The sequence below is a fragment of the Escherichia sp. WS3227_2 genome (assembly GCF_046486495.1).
Lineage (GTDB): Bacteria > Pseudomonadota > Gammaproteobacteria > Enterobacterales > Enterobacteriaceae > Escherichia > Escherichia coli.
Genome location: NZ_JBJQLG010000026.1, coordinates 1 through 21478, shown reverse-complemented (window position 1 = coordinate 21478; position 21478 = coordinate 1). Strand labels below are relative to the sequence as shown.

Genomic DNA, 21478 nt, shown 5'->3' with positions numbered 1-21478 from the left:
CTCTCCGCAATAGTAATTTATTATGTTATTACAGTAAATTACTGTACACGATCCTGCCATTTACTCATTGCATTCGTACCGGCTAACGTATGCTCCCAGGAAATATCTTCATAAATAAAGGCAATTCTCTCCTGTGGCTCCAGTTCTTTTTCCAGGACAGCATGCGGTGTGACAAAATCAATACTTGATATTCGGGCTTTTGACAGGTTTATTTTATAATAAGGCTGGTAAATACCCGCTTTACTGGTTCGGTAGAGTATAAATTCACATGTTACCATTTTTTCATTGTCACTAAGTGCTTTTGCCAGCAATGGTGAGGATTTATCAACCGGTTTGGTGATAATTAATTCATGATGATTGACATTTTGACTTCTTGAGATGGAATGCATTAACGCATAAACCATGATCTGATCTTTATGTTCTGGCTGTGCTTTGTTTCCGACAGAATCAAGCGTTGAGCAACCTGCTGAAATCAGCCCTTGTGTCTCTCCACTCAAAGATAAATAACTCATATTTGCCATGATAATCTCCTTTAATTAAATAATTATTTTTCGGCCGTGGTCCCGGTTGTCGCCTCTGGCATGACGTTATTCTTCAGCAGCAGCCAGCGGATTAACACGCCTTCGAGTCGCTCATTAATTTGTTTTTCCAGCGCATCTATATTCTGCTTCTGCGCACGGGCATCCTGGTACTGCGTCAACAGAGACTCAACGGGTGTTTCCTGCCCCAGTCCCCGCTCCGCCTGCCAGATGACATTTTTGATATAGGAAAGGGTTAGTCCCTCTTTCTCGCGCCGCATCACGAGATCTGCAAAAGCATGTAAGTCCTGACGGGTCTGCAACCAGCCACGCAACTGCGGGCTACTCTGTGCGCGGGTTTTGAGTGCTTCATTCCAATGTGTCGAGGCCTGCTGCTGCTGCAGGCTTTCCGGCCAGCGACTGTCGGCAACACGCATCATCTGCATCCCGGTTTCCAGCGGTTGTACCGGGGAGACGCCAAGAAGCTGTTGCAGCCTGCGCTCATAGTTTTCTAGTTCAGGTGAGGCCATCCACACCGTTGCTGCGCCCTGCGCGGTGTCGTTAACCTGTAACAGTTGCTGTTGCACCGGATAGACCTGCCACCACCACAATGCTGAGGCGACAGCCACTGAACAGGCGATCCCCGTGATAAACCCTCTTACCGTACTGCCTTGCTTCATCACACTGGCCTGTGGGGGATTCTCTGACAGACTGCGCACTTCTACTTTCATCTCAGGCAGGTCGGGCAGGGGAGGCACTACCGCTTCTGGCGTGGAGGAAGCCGTTGTTTCCGGGGCATAAATCAGTGTTCTAACCGTGGTCTGTACGGCGTTTTCAACGTTACTCTTCGGCTGGGGTTCAAGCCGCTTACGCGTGTTCTGCATAAAATAGAGCAGATTCTCCACGCGCGGAACGCGCTTCAGCTCCACCTGCTGAAGCTTGTCGCAGATAAGCTGCAATGCCCGCTCTGTGCGGTAGATCAGTGGCAGATCGGGTTCCGCAAAGGAGATTTGCTGACGCAGAATATTGCCGGTTCGGGAGTTAAACCAGTCCAGCATTTCAGTACGCGCCGGACCGCCCTGCGGCCAGAATTTATCCCAGTCGTGGCTTACCATTGCCGCCAGCAGTTCCGCACCTTCGCAGAATCCCGCCAGTCCCTGTGTCCGTGTCCGGGCAAGCGTATAGTAGGTGGCGGTGTGTAAATCCACACCGTTGGCTTTAAAAATCGCCAGCGCCAGCGACTCCACCAGTTTCCAGTTCAGCTCAGGCTGTGACGGATGGCTGGCTTTGTTTATTTCCTCGCGGATGGCGCTGAATTCCGGCAGCCCGCGCGGGTCACTGCCGGTAACGATAGTTTGTGTCAGTCCGTTACTATTCATCCCTGCCTCCTCAGTACAGTGTGTCTGACAGGCCAAACTGGCTGAATAACCCACCGCTGAACGGGTTATCTTCCGTGTCGGTATGCACGCGGTAGGTCATTGCGCCACCGTCCACACTAAAGCGCACGGTAAAGTTGCCATCCTGTACTCCGGTCAGCTGTCCGGCCCCGAACAGGCGGAACTGAGCCCACGGCCCGCTGAAGCTGATACTGCGCGGTGCGCCGCCGCGGGCACCAACCAGCGTCAGTTTGCTTTCGTTGCCTTCGCGCATATTGTTAGGCCAGACCAGATGGGCGGTATAGTTACGGCCCTGGCTGTAATCGACTAACTGACCGTCAAGGTTCAGTACGCTGCGGCGTTTGTTGCCGGAAAGCGATACCGTTTCCACGGCAAAGGATGTTCCCAGACCGTTCTGTTTGCTGAAGAATATGTCACGGATTTTCTGCGCGGTTTCCAGTTGCGCAATAATATCTTCGCGAATAATGACGTTGTTATCGCCATCCTCCAGACTCAGGTCATTGTCGATAAACAGCTTTAGGTTCTGCTGGTAGAAGGTATCCAGTATGCCATCTGGTTTAAAGAATCGTTCGAAGGCATCCAGTGAGGCATCCTGTGCAGAATGTGGATTAAACGGATAGTTATTTGCCAGTTGCTCGTTAAACGGTTTCACCACGCTGTCGCGCCAGTCCACTTCCATATAGTGAACGGCTTCCACCATCACCACATGCCAGGCCTGGTCAGCCAGCCTGCCTGCCCAGCGGTTGAGCGGAGCAGGCAGTGTTTTTGCCATCTGGCGGGTGGCGAATATGGGATCACTGCTGTTCTGATCAAGCCGTAACTGCACGGCTTTCAGTGCCGATTTCCCAGGTACAGGCGCGTTCTGGATCGCCAGCAGGTAGCGGTGTAACTCGGTGAGCTGCAGGTACACGGCCTGCATCGTGCTTTCTTTATCTTTCTGGACTGTCAGGGTACTGTTTTCCGGGGCGAACTCATGCCCAAGGCGGGTGAGTAACTGGTAGTCTGGTTCAGCCAGGGCCTCATCCCGTTCTTTAGCAGATAGCTTTTCAGAAAAGGCGCCAGGTTGTGTGTTGTCACGCAGCACGGTCAGCGCCCGCTGCAAAGGCTGGTCACCGCTGATAACCTGCTCCAGCGCCCCGGTCAGTTGTCCGATGGACTCAAAATTGCGGATATTCAGATTGTCCATCCCGGCCCGCCAGGTGGCGGTGTAGTCGCTGATATACTGCTCGGTCAACTGGCGCTGGATTTCCGCCCGGTCGGCGTCACTGTATTTCACGCTGCGGGTGAGGTTGAGTACCCAGGAATCCATCGCCGTCAGTTCAACCAGTTCATCGCGCTGTTTTACAAAATAGCTTTGCAGGCCGTAACGGGTAAGAAACTGTGGAACAACCAGTTTATTGTCATCGGCAGATGTAAACACCTGGTCAAAGGTTGGCCCTACCTGGTCACGCAGATTGAGGTCGGCAGGAAGAACGCCCAGCGCCCGCGTTTTCAGGCTCTGGTAAACTCGCTGGTAGACAGGTAGTTTGCTTAGTTCTTTCTGTGCTGACACAACGGGCTTGTCATACGGCGTCCAGCGGCTGATAGCGTCACCGTCGCCCGCCTGACGCTCTGCATGCCAGTCTGTGTGAGCCAGCGCGTAGTCAAGATGGGACATCAGTTGCGCCTGGATATCGCGCTGGCCGTGGAACTTTTCGCTCCAGCGTTTTGCCATATACTGCTTCACCACCTCATTGTTACGTCCGCTCTTATCCTCCAGCATTCGCATCACGCGCAGCACGGCGAGTTTTTCCTCACTCTCCGGTGGCGCGGCGTTCATCTCTTTGACCAGCCCGTTAAACAGCGACGGAAGATAGCGTTGCTCCAGCAGTTGCAGGTAGGTCCGTTCCACATAAGGCCCGATGCGTCGCCCCTGATATAATCCCATCTCCGCAAGGCGGCTGCGGTCGCCCCAGTCACCGTAGGCCAGAGTGGCATCGCGTACCGGGTTCAGCAGCGGCAGTTGCAGGTTGCCATAGTCATCTTCCCCCTGCGGAGGCGGCACATCCATAAAGGCTTTGGCCTGCTTAAGCACGGTGATGCCGGACTGATAGTTACCATTGTAATAGTGATGCCAGCCGGTGATGAGCAGCAGTGCCGCCACGCCGCCAGTGGCAGAGAAAACCGTCAGGCGGCGACGGGAACGCATCAGCCAGGCGCGGCTCTCCGTTGCCAGATTAGGCTCTGCGAGTAACGCCTGCGGGAACAGGCTACGGGTGAAATAGGGTGCGGTGTCCACCAGAGGCCAGGACGCCAGTGGGTTATTGCCCAGCCGGTATTGGCGGGCGGCAGACTGGGTGAAAATATCATCCATCTGTCCGCGCTGAAGCGAAGAGGTGAGATAGACGCCACGCAGCATCACGTTCATATTTTCGCCGTCAAGCAGACCCTCAAGCAGTGACACCAGTGGTTCACGGCTTCCCTGCATCTGGCGGGAAAAACTAAATAAAGACGCGCGGGTGTGAGTCTGAGCGACCATCAGATCCGGCAACGCTAGGTTCATTCGATCCACCCATGTCTGCCAGAAAGCATTCAACTCTGTTCGCCAGTCATCATTTTCATGGGCGCGGCGGGTGAACGTGACCCCTAGAATTGCATCGCGATCCTGTCTGTTCAGTGACTGGAACAGGGCGGCAAAACCCTGCAATAAATCAAGCCGGGTGAGTACCACGTAAACCGGTAACTGGCAGTGAAGATGCTGGCGTATATCCTGCAAGCGGCTGCGCAGCGTCTGTAACAGATGTTCGCGGCGGCGTTTGTCTGCGGTAAGCAGATCGGGTAAATCGAGTGTCAGAATAATCCCGTTCAGCGGCTGGCGCGCGCGCTTTTCTTTCAGCCAGCCGAGGGCATGTTCCCACAGACGGCGATGCAGGATATCCGCATCAGCGGGAGCGCAGAGTGTGCCGTCGATATCAAAGATCACCGCCTGTTTACCGACATGGGGCGTGAGGTACAGGCGTTGTTCTGCGCCGCGTGCGCCCTCCGGGGCATAAATAATGTCGGACGGAAAACCCTCGCGCAGCAGTGTCGTTTTGCCACTGCCCGCCGGGCCGATGACCATATACCACGGCAACTGCCACAGGAAACGGCGGTTGTCGAGATGGCGTTGCAGGCGCAGCAGCCAGCGGTCAAGGTAACGCTGCTGGGCGTTCAGCTCCACACTGAGCGGATCAATGGCCTCCTCGCGCTGCTGCTTTTGCATTTTTTCAAGCTGTTGCAGGCGCTTCATCATCCGGACGGTAAGCCACACTAGGGCGATAATCCCCCATGCCGCCGTTGCCAGCCAGCGGTTCGCCAGTGGTTTGAGCCACTGTTCTTCATACAGCGTCCACGTCGGGCCTTTCCACCAGATCCATACCAGCAGAAAAATCCACGCCAGTATCAGCAGCCAGAAAGCGGAGACTTTAAACCGGGGCATCGCCGGGCGTAGGGCTGATTTGAGTCCGCTGAGTAGTCGGGGTGTTGGTAATCTGAACACAAAAACTCCTGTTCTCTTTTATTGTTCTGCCGTGAATTTTTGTTCAAGCTGCGTAAGTAATGATGGCTCCCAGTCAGACACCATCATCTGACTCCCTATCATCAACAACATCCGGTACTGTTGCTGCGCAAGCTGTATCAGCCCCGCCTCCTCCGTCAACTGTGCGGCAAGGTACTGGCGGTGAAACTGATCGCGGGGATCGCCTTCGGGTAGCATGTCCAGATATCGCAGCGCCGCCTCCAGACCCTGCCCAGCAAAACAGGCTCTGGCTGCCTGCGATTCCTCACCGATTTGCGCAACCGGTGCAACTTTGCCGTCGGGCGAAGCTGCCAGCCATTGTTTCGTCTGCTCACTGAGAAACGGTGTGCGGTCATTAAACAGCAGCCCGGTAAGCTGGGGCAGACGCTCAAGGAAGCGGATGACCTCATCGCGGATGGTGTCTGCCACCTGTTTGTAACCCAGACGCAGTGCCGTCTGTGCAGAAAGACAGTGACCGTCCAGCCAGTAAGGAGCCAGCAATACGCTTTTCTCAACCTGCTGCCACAGCGCCATATCCGCGCTGGCAAGCCGGGACTGGTAATCCGCCACCATATCGGCAGAGACCGCAGCCAATGGGGTACGTCCATCGCTTTCCGCCTGGGGTGTACTGGTGATGGATTGCCACAGGGCATGGCGGCGCAGGCGATAGCCCTGCGGCGAGTCCGGCTGGCGTTCACATAAAATAGCCGCCACTTTTAACAGCGTGTCGCGCCAGGCTTTGTCGTCGTGACTGTCGATGGCGATTTGGGGAGCCGGAGCACTGGGTTGCGTCACGCCGCTTTCAGACGTGGCGGTGGTCTGTCGTGAACTATCGGAGGCCGCCGGAGTGGGGGCAGGAGCCGGTGCCGCACGATTAAACGCACGCTGGTACAGGGCAAAAAGATCATCGGTAGCCAGTGCCAGTTCCGGGGCGTTATGTGACTGCCAGCACTGCGCCAGTTTCGCCAGTTCCCCTGACAGCGCGTCGCGCTGCGCTGTGGCGGCGTTCTGTGAAAAGCCTTCAATACCTGTTTCGAAGCGTTTAATGACCTGGCTGGCAAAGCGTTTTTTATGTGCCATATTCTGCGGCGCAGCCACCGACCAGTAATGCTCCACATACAGCGCCAGCAGGCGCAATGCGAGATGAGGATCACCGGCGTGTTGCAGGGTTCTCAGCAGATGCGCCAGCAGACGAAAGTCCTTACTCTCCGAAGCCAGAATGACCAGCCCCCGGCGCTGGAGTTCCGGGATATCCAGTTGACTGTGGGCCAGAGATCCCAGTTTGACGATTTCGCCGTCGATATACTCCCAGTCCGGGTTGTCATCTTTCAGCGCCGATGCCAGTTTTTCTTCCGGCAGGTTTTCCAGCAGGTGCGTTATCCAGACATTCGGATCGCGTAAGTCCATTGCCATATTTTTATTCTCCCGCCCAGTGGCAGGCAACGCGCAGGGGGGCAATCGCCCTTGCCAGCCCGTCAATGTTAAAGGTCAGCTTTCCTGCGGCGTTATCTGCGCCGGTATCCACTGTCAGCGTTTTTGCGCCGAACAGTTGCTTAATTTCATCAATCCCGGACAGCCCCCGGCTGGACTCCAGCAGGGTGCCGTTCTCGCGCACAAACCAGTGGCTACGCAATGCCCGGCTGTCGGCATTCAGAGTGACGGCGATATCATGGACATCCAGAGGGTGCATCAGCGCCACCTGCATCCGGGTGATATTGTCCACGCAACTGAACATCAGCACCGGGCGCGGCGGAACATGGCCGATAGCCGGGGTGGTTATCACCACCGTCGGGCGCTCCCCCGGCACCTGCGTCACCAGCAGTTCTGTGGTGTTGCCCTCGCGGCGTTTTTCCTGCTCTGTGGCGCGGGTCCAGGCCTCGCCCACAAAACCGGCTTTGACCAGCGCCCCGTCAAACCCTGACGGGGACAGCGGTGCCAGCAGGCGGTCATAGCAGTCAAGCCGCTCCAGCGCCGCGGACTCCCGCCGACAGGACTGCATGGCCTGTGACGTGGCTGTCGCATCCGGCGGGGGCGTGGTGGCGACGGCGACCGCCACACCGGCCATTGACGATGTTTCTGCGGGCGCGGCAGTGGCGGGTAAGCCCGTCATCAGGCCCGCGATAAACCATCCTGTCTGCCGGAAAACGCGCAACCTGCTCATAAAACCGTTTCATCCTTTGTGACGGACTCGTCGTTCTGAGCATCTTCCACGTCTGCCGTAAATGCGTCGTCCACCGCCGACAACCGAATCCGGGCAATCGCCGTGTTAGCCGCCATTTTCTGCAACAGCAGCAGCGAGAGCGGCGGTAGCATGTCGCCATCGATGACCGATTCCAGCATCCTCGCGCCGTTTTCCGCGCGGGTGACGCGGCTCATGATTTCGTCCGTCACTTCCGGTTCAATGACCACTTCTGCACCAAAGCGACTGCGCAGCACGTTATCCAGACGGGCCAGTTTTCCGGCGATAATGGTGGCGAGCGTCTCTTTCGACAGCGGCAGATACGGCACCACTTCCATACGCGCCAGCAGGGCAGGTTTGAAGAAGTCGGCCAGCACCGGATACAGTTCTTCCTGCATGGTTTCCGGGTCATCGGCGTGCTCGACTATTACCTGGTAGCCGAGGTTGGACGTCAGGAAGAAGACGATATTTTTGCAGTCAATCAGGCGGCCTTCACCGTCTGCCATTTCGCCCTTATCGAACGACTGGTAGAACAGGTTGAGCACATCCGGGTGCGCTTTTTCCACTTCATCGAGCAGTACTACCGAGTAGGGTTTCTGGCGAATCGCTTCGGTCAGTACGCCGCCTTCACCGTAGCCAACGTAGCCCGGAGGCGAACCAATCAGCCGCGAGACGGTGTGTTTCTCCTGGAATTCGGACATATTGATGGTGGTCAGGTACTGGCGACCGCCGTAGAGCAGCTCTGCCAGTTGCAGGACGGTTTCGGTTTTACCCACACCGCTGGGGCCAGCCAGCAGGAACGCACCGAGCGGGCGTCCCGGAAGACGCAGGTCGGCGCGTGCGGTCAGTAGATGCTTATGCAGGCTGGCAATCGCCAGGTCTTGGCCTTTGATGGTGTCGCCCAGCCATTTCGGCAGGTCGGTGATGACCGACATTTCATTCTGCGACAGGCGGTTGAGCGGCACGCCGGTCCATTCGGCAATCACCGCCGCAATCTGTTTTTTATCGACGTGCGGGGAGACCAGCAACCGGTCGTTATGCAGGGCGTCCAGTTCGGCAGTGAGCTGGGCCAGCCGCTGTACCGGGGAAACTGTTTCAGCGGTCTCTTCCGGCTGTTCTCTGTCGGCCTCATCAGCCGGTACGGCACCGGTATTATCCTGTTCTGACTCTGACTCTGGCGGCGTATCCTCCGCGGCATCTGCGTCCGGCAACGACGCCGCATCGTCTTCTGCCACGCCCAGCAACTGCTGGCGCAGCGCGATAATCTCCCGGACCAGCGCCTGCTGCTGATGCCAGGCCGCTTCCAGTTCATCCAGCGCCGTCAGCGTTTCATCGTACTGCACCAGCACCTCGGTCATCCGTGAGGTGTTGGTACGCAGCCCGATGCGAAGCTCGCGCTCAAGCTGGCGAATTTCCGCCTCCTGCTGGTGGCTCAGAGTGGTCAGCGCCGAGATTTGCTTCGGCGGCGAGGAAAGGTTAATGGCGACGCGGGCGCAGGCGGTATCCAGCACATCAATGGCTTTGTCCGGCAACTGACGCCCGGAGAGATAACGTTCGCTCAGCGTTGCTGCGGCCTGCAAGGCGTCATCATCAATCAGCACGCCGTGAGACTGTTCATAGACCGCCGACAGACCACGCAGAATAATGGTGGCTTCGGCGGCGTTGGGTTCGCTGACCTTCACCAGCTGGAAGCGGCGCGACAGGGCGGCATCTTTCTCGAAGTATTTTTTGTATTCGCTCCAGGTGGTGGCGGCGATGGTTTTCAGTTCGCCGCGCGCCAGCGCCGGTTTGAGCAGGTTGGAGATATCCAGCCCGCCCTGCTGGTTGCCCGCGCCAATCAGGGTATGTGCTTCGTCAATAAACAGAATGACCGGCACCGGAGAGGAAATGACCTCCGCCATCAGCCCCTTGAAGCGTTTTTCGAATTCGCCCTTCACCGACGCCCCGGCCTGCAATGCGCCTAGGTCAAGGGTCATGATATCGGTGTTTTTCAGTTTGTCCGGCACCTGGCCTGCCACGATGCGCAGCGCCAGCCCTTCGATTAAGGCACTTTTACCCACGCCTGCTTCGCCCACCACCACCGGGTTGTTCTTGCGGCGGCGGCAGAGAATGTCGATCATCAGGTCGATTTCGTGGTCGCGGCACAGTACCGGGTCAAGCCTGCCGTTACGGGCGTCTGCGGTCATGTTTTTGGCGTAGCGGGCAAGCAGGGTGTCAGCAGCGTCCGTCAGTGTGCCTGCGACTTTACCGTCTGCATCCGGCACGACTGATTCCGCCGACTCCTGTGTCCACTGTACAAAGTCCTGTTGCAGACGGTCACGGTTAATGCCGGTCAACAACCGGGCGGCAGCAGGCGGTATATAACGCAGCGGCGAATGCAGCAGGGCCAGCAGCAACACGCCGCCACGCAATTCGCTGTGCTGCATCTCAGCCGACGCCAGCAGCCAGCCCTCTTTCAGCCACTCAACCAGCATCGGGGAAAATGCCGGGTAGCTGTCCGCAGAACGGGCAGTTGTGTAGTTCTCCACCGTCAGCGCCTGGCGCAACTCTTCCATGCCAATATCGCCCTGGCGGGTAATAACCCGCAGGTCGCTGCGTGGCATGGCGAGCATCTGAATAAGCACATGGCTGACGGTAATTTCCGCTGCCTGCTGGCTCATACATTCAGAGGCGGCCATCTCCAGCGCCTGGCGGGAGAACAGGTTAAGCCGTTTTACCAGCGTGGGAAGATCAATCTGGATCATAAACGTCCTTATCGAAGTAATTTGTTTAGCTGGTGCAGGATGTCCTGCGTCTGGCTGTCCAACCGCAACAGATAGAACAGGTAAAACAACGCCAGCACGACAACGCCACCACAAAAAATATGTTTAATGGTCAGGCGACTGATGAGCTGATAACGCCCGCCCTGGGTTTTTTTGTCCTGGTGTAACAGCGGGAAAGGGGCATCGCCGCGTAGTTTATGCAGGACGTGGTACAGGCGGCGGTAGATCTGCTCAAATTCCCCCTGATCCTGTGCTGCCACTTTGTAGCGCCCGCGAAATCCCAGAGAAAAACAGAGCCAGAGAAATTCCAGCAGATCCTGGTAACGTTTGGGTTCACGGATCAGGCGCTCCAGCAGGATGAAAACTTTCTCTCCACCCCAGGCTTCGTTGTGGAAATGGACCAGCAATGACTGCTTGATCCACTCGTTCTTGTTCGACCAGCCGTTACCGAGCGCCGCTTCATCAATAAACGTGCAGAGGATGTAGCGAAACGAGATAATCACGCCCGGTTCGTAGCCCTGCTCCTGAAGCAGTTGCTCCACGGCCTGAACATCCGTCACCACCTGAGCAAAAAGATGCTCCGGCATCGTCTGACTGTTCATGGTTGAAAGGCGCATCACCATACCGAGGAGCGGCGTGGCTGCGTCGATCATCGGATTCAGGCTGTTGCCACGAAGCGCGAGATGATAGTCGCGCTGGCTTTTTTCGTGGTGTCCGGTAAATGGTGGCAGAGACAGTGACCCCTCATCCATCGTCTTACCCTCTTATCGCCCACAGTTGCATGTTCAGATCCGGGAAACTGCCGGATACATGCAGTGCAACGGCCCCGGCGGCAGCCATTTCTGTCCAGGCCTGGCCGCTCTTGTCGAGTTCGAAATAGCTGAACCCGGAATGGTAAGGAAGCTGGCGGGGAGCCACCATCAGGGCACGCAATGGAATGCCGGGTATCTGCACACTGACCATATTGCGGATTTTTTCCGGCGAGGAAATTTTCGACTGCTGGATAAACTGGCGCTGGATCTGATCGACCGGCATGTTTGCCGCCACGGCCAGCACAAAGGTGGCAGATTGCAGCAGTTCTGTGTCATGGATATCGGCCTGCCAGATACCGTCACGCAGATGCAGCGGCAGATTAACGGCTCTTGGCGACAGTACGGTATGCAGCGCCCGTTTGACTTCCGGTAACAGCGTTTTAAATGTTTTGGTCAGGTCATGATGATCATACACATCAAGCGGGCAGGGCAGGCGCGACGGCTCGGTAAAGGTCATCAGTTCACCCAGCAACCCGGCAAGATCAAGGTAGAAATCTTCCGGGTGGAGCTGGGATCGACGAGCGCGATGGGTAAACCGGGTCTGGTTACGGTTAAGTAACTGCAATATCATAAATTCCGCCACATCCGCGATGCCGCTCTGCGCCGGAGAGCCAATGCGGTTTGCCAGATCGCTTGCCCGTCCGCCAATGGCCCCCTGTACCTCTTTGAGATAAACACGCAGTTTCTTACTGACCTGAATATTCTGGCAGGAGGGGATAAAATCGTCATCCAGCGTCAGGGAGCCGTCGGCATGGCGATCGCTGATACGGCAAAGCGGGAGCGTAATATAGGCGCTCATATCTTCTGCACCGCTCATAATGCGCGGCGTCAGTTGACCCAGCGTCAGTGTTCGCGCGTCACCTTCTTCTGAATGCAGATCCCGGACATCGGCATAATTCAGCCGGTAACGCCCGATTCGCCGCCCGTCGCTGATTTCATTTCTCACATCACTGGCGACCGGCAGAGCGAGGTAAATATTGCGGCTTCTTTCGTCCGGAAAATGTTGCGGGTGCAGCGGATCGGGCAGTGCGTCCTGGTCGGGGATAGAAAAGACGGTGCCGTCGGGCAGTGTGCCTGACGCGCTGTCAATCATGATCTTACCCTGCGCCAGCAGTTCATTGTTGAGGGTGAGTTCGGTAAATCCCCAGGATAAATCATTCATGGCCCGGAAACGCTGGTTATCCAGGTAGTCGTTGTAACGCTGCTGTTGCTGGAAGTGGTGTGGGCGCATCAGCATCCCTTCCTGCCACATCACCTTGTTGCGGGTGGTTGCCATAATTATTCATCCTCTTTTTTCATTTCGATGCTGCTTTGACGTACATGCACCAGCAGGCGGTAATGGTGGCCGGTTCCTTCCACCGTCTCGATTTGTTTCCATTCAGTGGCCTGGTCATCGGAGAAATAGGCCACGACACCAATAAACTGCGTTTTCTCATCCAGCTTTACCGGCGGCAGGGTTTTGATGGTGTCCGGCAACAGGTTGAAATCCTGGTGGTCGATATAGTTTTTACCCAGCACATCCGGTAGCGGCGTACTGGCTATCTGGTCATAGTCGGCTGCCAGCAATTTTGAGTCGTCAGTCAGGTACACCAGTTGCACATCCACGGCGGCTGATTCACCCTCCGCATTGGTATTGGTGTCCGGTTCGGTCAGCAGGGTGACGGTTATTTCCGAAGGTTGCTCCTTCAGGCTCCCGACCTGGATATCCGGGTTTTTGATCACCTCGCTGATTTTTTTCGCCGTTTCGCAGCCGGTTAATATGACGCACATCAGCACGCAGGCCAGAAACGCCTTCCTGTTCATGCTTCCGGCTCCCGCTGTTTTTCACGAAGCACCCGGTCATAGACCTGGGCGTAGACCTCGTTAAACAGCATCTCAAACCCCTGCTGGCGATCGGAGGCCAGTTCTTCGTAATAATGGCTGTACATTTGCCATGCTCCGGCATCATCCAGCGGCTGGCGCAGTTCATGGCTGCGGCGGTACTGCACAAAGCGGCGCAGCAGATTTTGTGGTGAGAAAGCATCCAGCAGGACACGAAGCGACTCCACAATCGCTGCCCGGTTAGCTTCTTCGTGGTGGCGGACATTGCGCAGGCTTTCACTGACAGCGGCGGGAGCCGCCAGATGTACCGGACTTTTACCTTCGGCAAACATCACGTCGAGCGCGGTGGCGTAATCCATGTTCAGGCGCAGCGGGTTATCTTCCAGCGGGCGCAAATGTTTGTCTGAGAGGCTGTTACGCTGTTGCTGCAAATCGAGCAGACCTTTTATTGCGGCCTGTAACGTGCGTCCGGCCTCTTCCAGAAAATCATCCGCATCGTCGGAATTGCTCACGGTAAGCGAACCGCCGAGACCGCGCAGTAAGGGGGTGACCGCAAGGTGGCGTTGCGCCATTTCTGCCACAGAGACGTCATCATTACGATCGCCGGGGCTGGCATAAATGGGCGGCAGATTCATAAACGGCGTATTGATCCCCCCATTACTTGCCGGATCGGACAGCGGTGCCGATGGCCGGACAGCCGCAATGCCTGAAAGCGGATCGCCCGTGGTAATCAGGCTTTCGGACTGAAGTGCCTGGAGTGGATCGGCAGAAAAACCGTTTACCACGGTGTCTGCAAGCTGATGCCGGTGAGTCATTCCCGGATAGTGTGGCGCACCCTCCGTTGACAGCAGGGTATCCGTGAGCATATCGCGATTGGTGACGATGGTTTCGGGAGTGGCCATTTCCTCATCGTAATGGGGGATATCTCCCCGGTTCAGATGAACCCTCACCATCAGACGCCCTATCTGGATCTCATCGCCCTGGCGCAGCTGTATCAGGTCTGATGTTGCTGTGACTTTTGCCTGGTTCAGCCACAGTTGTGCCGTCTGCGGGCGCAGACAAAATGTGCCATCGTGCAGGATAACGGTAAAAGCCTGAGCCGGAATGCTCTGCTGACGATCCTGTACCGACCAGTGGCATTCGGGGCCATGGCCGACATTTCCCTGCTGTGTGAACAGACAGCGCGCCGCCCGCCCGCTTTCCAGCTCACTGCCGTTAATGACCTGCAATGAAAGCGTCTGTAGTTTCTCTTCCGGCATATTCTGCTCCGTGATTATCATAATTTACGACCGTACCCTGATGGTGACTGAGGGTCGTTCTTCCGGTGTGCCGAGGAAGCTGGTCCAGCCCAGCAGCGCACTTTTGTTATCGCCCAGGCGCATTGCGCCCACCTGCTCCGGCGCCAGCCCCAGATGTAAGTCCCAGGCAAGCTGATCGCGCAGGATGAAGGACACAAACATCGTCAGTGGCAGGAAGTTTTCGCCGGACGGCAGAAAAGAGAGGAACTGTTTTCGGGTCAGGCTGGTAATACTGAGCTGGAATTTTCCGCTGAGATCGGGCACCCGTGTACCCAGAACAAAGTTGGCCAGTACCGATCTTCCTGCCAGTTTTTCGCCATTTTTAAGTGAATAGCTCCCCAGGCTATTTTGCTGATCCGGTTCAATATCCACCTTGCGACGTTGCCAGTTTTGCAGCATCACGTCTGACAAATCAAAGCAGTGGGACACCAGACCGCAGATGATTTCCGGGGATCGTCCCGGATTTGCCAGGATCCCGGAATACGCCAGCATTTTGCTGTGATTAATCGCCAGCTTATCGCGAAGGTGGCGGTGGCCCAGCCCGACAAGGGAGTACATGCGCTGCGAGAACGCATCCACACCGCCGTTACGAAAACTGATGTGATAGCGGTACTTACGCCAGATATGCCAGACAAACTGGGTCAGGCGGTGGCTGAACATATCCAGAAAATCACCTACCGGACTTTGTTCATGTACCGCTTTCCAGGCCAGGTGATCGAGGTAATAACCGGGGAGAGGCGACTGGCTCCCCTGTAACCCCATAAAGGTGGTGGTCATCCTGAATGACCCTGACGTATCCCGTTTCAGCGCACTGATATCACTCAGGGGAAACGCAAGGCTGGCATCGGCGCTGAAACGCAGGGTTTCCTGTGCCGGATCGTCGCGCAGGGATAATTCCAGCGTCCCCTTTTCACCCTGTGCCAGGCGGTGCAACAGCTCCGCCATGGCAAAAAAATTGTAAGAGCAGGCGTTATGAAAAACCTGTGCCAGCGGATCATTCTGCTCTTTATCTGCCGGGGGATTTCCCGGACTCAGATAAGAGGATGCTGCCCGGTTCTTTCCGTCCATTTCCATGTCTCCTGGCTTTCTGTGTTCACAACGGTCAGCATGTGGAATGAGTTAACGCTGGCGTACAGCGACAGAAAATGCGAAAGCACCGTACCAAGCAGATACATTTCCCCTTCACAGACAAACGGCTCCGGGTGCAGATACAGCGTGGAGGCCAGCCCCCGGACGGGAATGCCCGTAAACAGGCGATCGACAGGGCGGGTCTCCAGACGCTCAATGGCATCCAGCTTTTGTTGTGACAGCCGCGCCGTCTGCGGATGATGGATTGCGTGGCGATCAAAGTTGGCGATGACCTGCTTCAGCGCGTCCGTATCCAGTAATGACAGATAATTCAGGTTCATGGCGGAGAGCAGGGACCAGTGCAGGCTGCCATCAATGACCGGCCAGAGCGGTTGCGTCGGGCGGGTAATGTTGCGAAATGAAGCAACAGCCGCATTTTTACCGGTTGTGCCGGTGATATCGCCGGAACGAATTTGTGACGGAAGCTCACGGTTGGTACAGGTCAGCGATACCGAAACCACTTCATTACTGAGCAGCGATTCGTCTGACGGATAACTGCCATCAGCATGTATAAAAGCAAGGGTATGATCAAAGCCGCGATGGAACAGGGATGTTTTGGTCCGGTGATGCCAGTACACCACTTCCCGCTTCCGGCTGTATTCCATCTGATGGCTGAAACTTTCAAAGGCAGGCCACTGGCGCGCGGCCTGCGTCGAAACAGGACGCCCCAGATCTTTTTTCCTGAACATATCCTGCACCTGGCTCACCACGCCGTTAACGGAAAAGACATCGTAATGTTCCGGATAGTGGCGGCTGGGAACCAGCGGATAGTCTGCCCGCCGGTTGTCCAGCGTGATGGCTTCTGCATGGTGGATAAATAAATTAATGGCAGGTGCGCAATACAGGCGCAGAGAATCGCGGCGCAGCCGGATGTCCACGGGCAATGGGCGCGAAAAACGCAGTTGCAGGGTAAAGGATTCAGCCTGCAATCCGTCAGGCAACGCCGGGCAACCACAAAGATCAAAAAAGAGAAACGCATCCGGGTAACAGAAATACTCCTGAAGGATCCGGTAGCCGCTGTGGAGGTTTTTCGGCCAGGGCAGCATGGCATCCTGCGGCTCAAAACCGACAGCTTTCAGCATAAACTCAGGCAGGCGAATATGCTGTTCACCCACAGTCAGGTCGGCACCCTGCAAGTATTCACAGAACCATAAATAAAGCTGGTCACGGGTATAGTTGTCGTCATTGCCGAGCCAGAAGCGAAGTTTGTTCAGATCCAGCGTGCGGAAGTCCGTTCCCGGTGCGACCGAAAAGGTGATGTTGATAACACCATTACGGGTCGTACTGCGGTTTTCAATCTGCTCCAGGCGAACGGGCAGCAGCCAGATATCCCGGCAGAGGGTGAAGGTACAGGGAGGCGGCTCCTCCTTTTTAGCATCGGAGGGCAGCACTTCATCGACTCTGATTTCCCCGGCTTTGGTTGTAAACTGCTCATTACGGGGGATTAACACCGGCACAGAAGACTTATCCATATCCGGCGTATATTCAATAAGGGTCATTGCCGGAACCGGACGCAGGTAATTAGGCCAGAGCATCTTAATAAGCCCGTGCGTCAGTTCTGGGAATTCATCCTCAATTTTCTGGCGGAGATTGCCGGTAAGAAAAGCCACGCCTTCCAGCAGGCGTTCAATATCCGGATCCGCATCTTTTTCGGCCAGGAAGCGGGCAAGATGGGGTTTTTCCGTTGCCAGCAGCTTGCTGAGCTGGCGCAGGTAATCGAGTTCTTCCCGGAAATAGCGTTCTTCAAATTCCATCTGTCAGTCCACCCGATAATGCTGGCTGCCATTCGGTGCCATATCAAATTCAAGCACTTCATGCGTTTCGTTAAATGTCACCCTGGCTGTAATATGAAACGTCATATCCAGCGGGCTGGCGGCGGATGAAACCACAGCCTGCACTTCAGCGTGTGAGATCCGGGGTTCATAGCGTTCTATACATTGCGCGATGGCCAGACTCATTGATTCGCGGAAGTTTTCAGCCCCTGCAGGTTCATCAATGCCCAGTTCAGGCGCACCCCGGCAACTACCGGACCGGGTATTAAGAATGTTTCGCAGGTTCTGGCGAATGGACTGCCTGAGCGCATGAATACTGCTTCCTTGCCAGTTTCTGGCCGGTGAGGCTTCCATACGCTCAAAAAGAGAACCTGTGGTTCTTTCCCGATCCGGTATCATGGCGTGTTACTCCCTGTCTAACCGGCCAACCAGGGATAGCTCAAAGTTTGCCCCCATAAATTTAAAATGGGGCCGCACGCTCAGCGCGACCTGGTACCAGCCGGGTTCGCCTTCCACATCCATAACCTCAACTCTGGCAGCACGCAGAGGCTTGCGGCTGCGCACGTCCGCAGGCGGGTTTTCCTGGTCGGCAACATACTGACGGATCCAGGTATTAAGCTCCCTCTCTAAGTCGCTCCTTTCTTTCCATGACCCCAGTTGTTCACGCTGCAACACCTTGATGTAGTGCGCTAACCGATTGATGATGAAGAGATAAGGAAGCTGCGTACCCAACTTATAGTTGGTTTCTGCGTCTTTGCCCGGAAAGTGCTTCGGTTTTTGTACCGAGTTTGCAGAGAAAAAGGCTGCATTATCAGAGTCTTTACGCATGGTAAGGGTGATAAAACCCTCTTCAGCCAGTTCAAATTCGCGGCGATCGGTGACCAGCACCTCGGTTGGGATTTTGGCCTGAATCTGACCCATCGTTTCGAACAGATGCACCGGCAGATCTTTCACTGCGCCGCCGCTTTGCGGACCGATGATATTTGGACACCAGCGGTATTTGGCAAAACTGTCTGCGACATTGCACGCCAGCATCCAGGCCGTATTACCCCACAGATAATCTTCGTGGTTCCGGCTGACATCTTCGTGATAGTTAAAGTTCTTAACAGGGTTATCTGTTGGTGAATAAGGCTGGCGAAGCAGGAAGCGGGGTGCCGTAAGCCCTAAATAGCGCGAATCTTCCGAGTCACGCAGGGCGCGCCATTTGGTGTAGGCCGGACCTTCAAAGATGGCATAAAGATCTTTGATATTAGGCAGTTCGGTCCACGAGTTCAGCCCCATAAACTCCGGGGAAACGGAGGAGAGGAACGGTGCGTGCGCCATTGCGCCCACAGCACTGACGTATTGCAGCAGTTTCATGTCAGGAGCGGTATTTTTGAACTCATAAGCGCCCAGCACGGCAGCGATGGGTTCACCACCAAACTGTCCGAATCCGGACGAATAAACGTGTTTATAAAATCCGGACTGAATAATTTCTGGGGCAAATTCAAAGTCTTCCAGAAGTTCCTGCTTCGTGACATGAAGCACGTTGACCTTGATGTTTTCACGGAAATCAACGCGATCCACCATGGTTTTCAGTGAGCGCCAGAACGACTCGACCTGCTGAAAGGCAGGCGCATGGATGATGACATCCATCTGGCGGCTGATGCGTTCATCTATATCTGCAATCATGCTGTCCACGGCCAGTTTATTGACCGGTTCGGCAGATGCAGTGGATTGCAGGATGCTGGCAATAAAGGCTGTCACACCCTGGCGGGCAACGTCATAACCTTCCGAACCGGGCTGAATACGGGTCTGTGCCATGATTTGATCAAGCAGCGACGACGCCTGATCAGTCTGCCCGGCATGACTGGAAACGAGTTCCTCTTCCTGTAAAGACATACTGAAAATCCTTCTGTTTTAGCTGTGTTTCTGAAACCGGGTTTTCGCCGTCAGTGAAGTACGCGCCGTCAGTACGGCGCGCTCTGCTGAAACTCACAAAGATGGATAATCTCATCCAATAGATCACTGATACGGCGATCCAGTGTTGTAATCAGCGCATCCACGCCATCCCGGTTGATTTCACCGGACGGGCTGAAACATACCCGGTAAACCGCCTGCAAAATGTCTTCGTCAGAGAGGGGGTGTTTCCCGGAGATATTTTTGTGTGCCGCCATGTCTGGATAACCCTGTTTAATGAAATAGTGGTGGTTATTTCCCACTCACCTGGCCGATTTCTTTAAGCAACTGCTCGCGGGACTCCTCATTTTCCAGCAATGCCTGGAGCTGGGTACGGAATGCCGGAAGGTTGCCCATCGGCCCCTTCAGCGCAGTCAGTGCTTCACGCAGTTCCAGCAATTTATTCACTTCCGGAACCTGCCGGGCCACGCTGTCCGGTGAAAAATCATCCAGTGACTTGATATTCAGCGCCACATTCAGTTCATCGTCCGTTGTGCTTCCCTTCAGCGTGGCGGGGACGGTAAAATTGAGGCCAATGGCTGCTTCAGCCATTACTGCACCGAAATTGTGCTTGTTAACGGAAACTGCCTGACGTTCATCCAGTGGGGATGTCTCCTGCGTATTTCCGGTATCGCCGACAACGAGCATGTTAAGCGGAAGCTCTACTTCAGCCGTTTGGCCGTCCGTCTTCGGGACATAGGATATATTTATACGCTCGCGAGGCGCGACGCTGCCTTCAAATTTTTTGCTCATAAAAGTGATCCGTCATGTTATCTCGTACAGGCCATGAACACGGCATATTTGTACCGCAAAAAAATATCGGCAATGCCGCCATAATGGCGGTGAAAATAAAATCACCACTCCTTCATCACCCCGCATTCTACGCTTCAAAATAAATAAGAAAAGGACTTTTTATCGATCGTAAAGAGGGGTATTCTGCAAGCGTTAAATAGATTGTGTGAACCTGTGCAATTCGCGTCAGGTGTATTATGGCAATAATTTAAATATATAGCTTTTATGTAACTTATTGAATTATACAATAATTTCATTAAACATAAGCTAATCTGATGATTGCTTGTTTATATATTTGTTTTGTGATTGATTAAGTGGGTATTTTTAAGGAATATCTCAAAAATTATCAAAATGATAATTCAGAAAGGATAAATACAATATTTATTCATGATTCAGCTTTGGCCATTTTATGGAGGCAATACGGACTTTGAATAGTTGGGTATGGTTATCCAGATATATATTATTAACTTATTGCTGAATAAGAGATTTAATGATTTTAAAAATAGTTTTTACGACAACCGTAAATTCTAGCTCGGTTTGTATGTAAAAAATACTGAAAAATGATGCGGTTCCGTGAAGTGAGCTGCATCTGCCTGTCTGGGATTAACGGCAGGTCATTGTAAGTAGTAATTAACCACGTTAACAAGGAGTTTACAAATGCCAACACCGTGTTATATCTCCATCACAGGTCAGACCCAGGGAAATATTACTGCAGGTGCATTTACCGCTGATTCTGTCGGCAACATCTATGTGCAGGGGCACGAAGACGAGATGCTGGTGCAGGAATTCCTGCATAACGTTACTGTCCCGACCGATCCTCAGTCCGGCCAGCCTGCGGGTCAGCGTGCTCACAAGCCGTTCATTTTTACCGTGGCGCTGAACAAAGCTGTTCCGCTGATGTACAACGCACTGGCCTCCGGCGAAATGCTGCCAACCACTGAACTTCACTGGTGGCGTACCTCTGTGGAAGGCAAACAGGAGCATTATTTCACCACCCGCCTGACCGATTCGACGATTGTCGATATGAAACTGCATATGCCGCATTGCCAGGATCCGGCGAAACGCGAGTTCACCCAGTTGCTCGAAGTTTCACTGGCCTACCGCAAAATAGAGTGGGAACACGTCAAGTCTGGCACCTCCGGTGCCGACGACTGGCGCGCACCGCTGGAAGCATAAGTTAAGCCAACAGCATCCGGCTATTAGGCCGGATGCTGTTTTTGTATTACGCCGTAAAAAGAAAGGTTGTCAGTAAGGGGTTACGTTCACGGGAGATGGCGGATGCCGGAAACTTCGGCGGTAGCGTGCCTGAACGCAAGCGTAACACTGTACTGTTACAGCCGCTTTAACAGCGAACTGTCTGTTTTTCCTTAAACCCGGAGGTTGCTATGTCAACCGGATTACGTTTCACGCTGGAAGTGGACGGCCTGCCACCGGACGCGTTTGCGGTGGTCTCCTTTCATCTGAACCAGTCACTCTCTTCGCTCTTTTCCCTCGATCTCTCTCTGGTCAGCCAGCAGTTTCTCTCC

At 54.8% G+C, this 21478-nt stretch carries 18 protein-coding genes; 2 read left to right on the top strand and 16 right to left on the bottom strand.

Annotation, left to right across the window (positions count from 1 at the left end; translation table 11 throughout):
- Positions 1 to 38: 38 nt before the first annotated feature.
- The 16 genes from ACJHXB_RS23425 to tssB form a co-directional block, all read right to left on the bottom strand.
- A complete protein-coding gene (locus tag ACJHXB_RS23425) occupies positions 39 to 521 on the bottom strand; it encodes an Hcp family type VI secretion system effector (protein WP_000002621.1) in 483 nt (160 codons plus the stop codon).
- Positions 522 to 544: 23 nt separating this feature from the next.
- A complete protein-coding gene (locus ACJHXB_RS23420; RefSeq protein ID WP_410233541.1) occupies positions 545 to 1897 on the bottom strand; it encodes a VasL domain-containing protein in 1353 nt (450 codons plus the stop codon).
- A 10-nt stretch (positions 1898 to 1907) separates the two neighbouring features.
- Positions 1908 to 5342 (bottom strand): type VI secretion system membrane subunit TssM, encoded by a 3435-nt coding sequence (gene tssM, locus ACJHXB_RS23415; RefSeq protein ID WP_122987793.1) that lies wholly within the window; start codon positions 5340 to 5342, stop codon positions 1908 to 1910.
- Positions 5343 to 5450: 108 nt separating this feature from the next.
- Positions 5451 to 6863 carry a type VI secretion system protein TssA gene (tssA, locus tag ACJHXB_RS23410; protein ID WP_001240537.1) on the bottom strand — a complete coding sequence of 471 codons (1413 nt, stop codon included), beginning with the start codon at positions 6861 to 6863 and terminating at the stop codon, positions 5451 to 5453.
- Between the two features lie 4 nt (positions 6864 to 6867).
- Positions 6868 to 7611, bottom strand: coding sequence for a type VI secretion system-associated protein VasI (gene vasI / locus ACJHXB_RS23405; RefSeq protein ID WP_000088865.1), 744 nt, complete (start codon positions 7609 to 7611; stop codon positions 6868 to 6870).
- The gene (gene tssH / locus ACJHXB_RS23400) at positions 7608 to 10373 is read right to left on the bottom strand and encodes a type VI secretion system ATPase TssH (protein ID WP_000614408.1); all 2766 of its coding nucleotides are present in this window, start codon (positions 10371 to 10373) and stop codon (positions 7608 to 7610) included. Before tssH ends, vasI begins: the two co-directional genes overlap by 4 nt.
- A gap of 8 nt (positions 10374 to 10381) precedes the next feature.
- Entirely contained in the window at positions 10382 to 11143 is a 762-nt protein-coding gene (gene icmH, locus ACJHXB_RS23395) for a type IVB secretion system protein IcmH/DotU (RefSeq protein WP_000343291.1), read from the bottom strand.
- A gap of 4 nt (positions 11144 to 11147) precedes the next feature.
- Complete coding sequence (tssK, locus tag ACJHXB_RS23390; protein WP_410233540.1) at positions 11148 to 12479, bottom strand: type VI secretion system baseplate subunit TssK; 1332 nt, start codon at positions 12477 to 12479, stop codon at positions 11148 to 11150.
- A 2-nt stretch (positions 12480 to 12481) separates the two neighbouring features.
- Positions 12482 to 13006, bottom strand: a complete 525-nt coding sequence (gene tssJ, locus ACJHXB_RS23385; protein WP_001080149.1) for a type VI secretion system lipoprotein TssJ — start codon at positions 13004 to 13006, stop codon at positions 12482 to 12484.
- Entirely contained in the window at positions 13003 to 14283 is a 1281-nt protein-coding gene (gene tagH, locus ACJHXB_RS23380; protein WP_001113718.1) for a type VI secretion system-associated FHA domain protein TagH, read from the bottom strand. The genes tssJ and tagH overlap by 4 nt, the downstream gene beginning before the upstream one ends.
- A 24-nt stretch (positions 14284 to 14307) precedes the next feature.
- Complete coding sequence (gene tssG / locus ACJHXB_RS23375; RefSeq protein ID WP_000348802.1) at positions 14308 to 15390, bottom strand: type VI secretion system baseplate subunit TssG; 1083 nt, start codon at positions 15388 to 15390, stop codon at positions 14308 to 14310.
- On the bottom strand, positions 15354 to 17204 hold the full coding sequence (gene tssF, locus ACJHXB_RS23370; RefSeq protein WP_000393830.1) for a type VI secretion system baseplate subunit TssF: 1851 nt from the start codon (positions 17202 to 17204) through the stop codon (positions 15354 to 15356). Before tssF ends, tssG begins: the two co-directional genes overlap by 37 nt.
- 3 nt (positions 17205 to 17207) lie before the next feature.
- A complete protein-coding gene (gene tssE / locus ACJHXB_RS23365) occupies positions 17208 to 17621 on the bottom strand; it encodes a type VI secretion system baseplate subunit TssE (RefSeq protein ID WP_000611735.1) in 414 nt (137 codons plus the stop codon).
- A 6-nt stretch (positions 17622 to 17627) separates the two neighbouring features.
- Positions 17628 to 19103, bottom strand: coding sequence for a type VI secretion system contractile sheath large subunit (gene tssC / locus ACJHXB_RS23360; protein WP_000056997.1), 1476 nt, complete (start codon positions 19101 to 19103; stop codon positions 17628 to 17630).
- 68 nt (positions 19104 to 19171) lie between these two features.
- On the bottom strand, positions 19172 to 19378 hold the full coding sequence (locus tag ACJHXB_RS23355; protein ID WP_000718847.1) for a hypothetical protein: 207 nt from the start codon (positions 19376 to 19378) through the stop codon (positions 19172 to 19174).
- 34 nt (positions 19379 to 19412) lie between these two features.
- Positions 19413 to 19913 (bottom strand): type VI secretion system contractile sheath small subunit, encoded by a 501-nt coding sequence (gene tssB / locus ACJHXB_RS23350; RefSeq protein WP_000037390.1) that lies wholly within the window; start codon positions 19911 to 19913, stop codon positions 19413 to 19415.
- Positions 19914 to 20609: 696 nt separating this feature from the next.
- Between tssB and ACJHXB_RS23345 the strand changes: the two genes are divergently transcribed.
- Positions 20610 to 21128, top strand: a complete 519-nt coding sequence (locus ACJHXB_RS23345; protein WP_001142958.1) for an Hcp family type VI secretion system effector — start codon at positions 20610 to 20612, stop codon at positions 21126 to 21128.
- 209 nt (positions 21129 to 21337) lie between these two features.
- Positions 21338 to 21478, top strand: a 141-nt coding sequence (locus tag ACJHXB_RS23340; RefSeq protein ID WP_001387842.1) for a hypothetical protein, incomplete at its 3' end; no start/stop codon positions are given.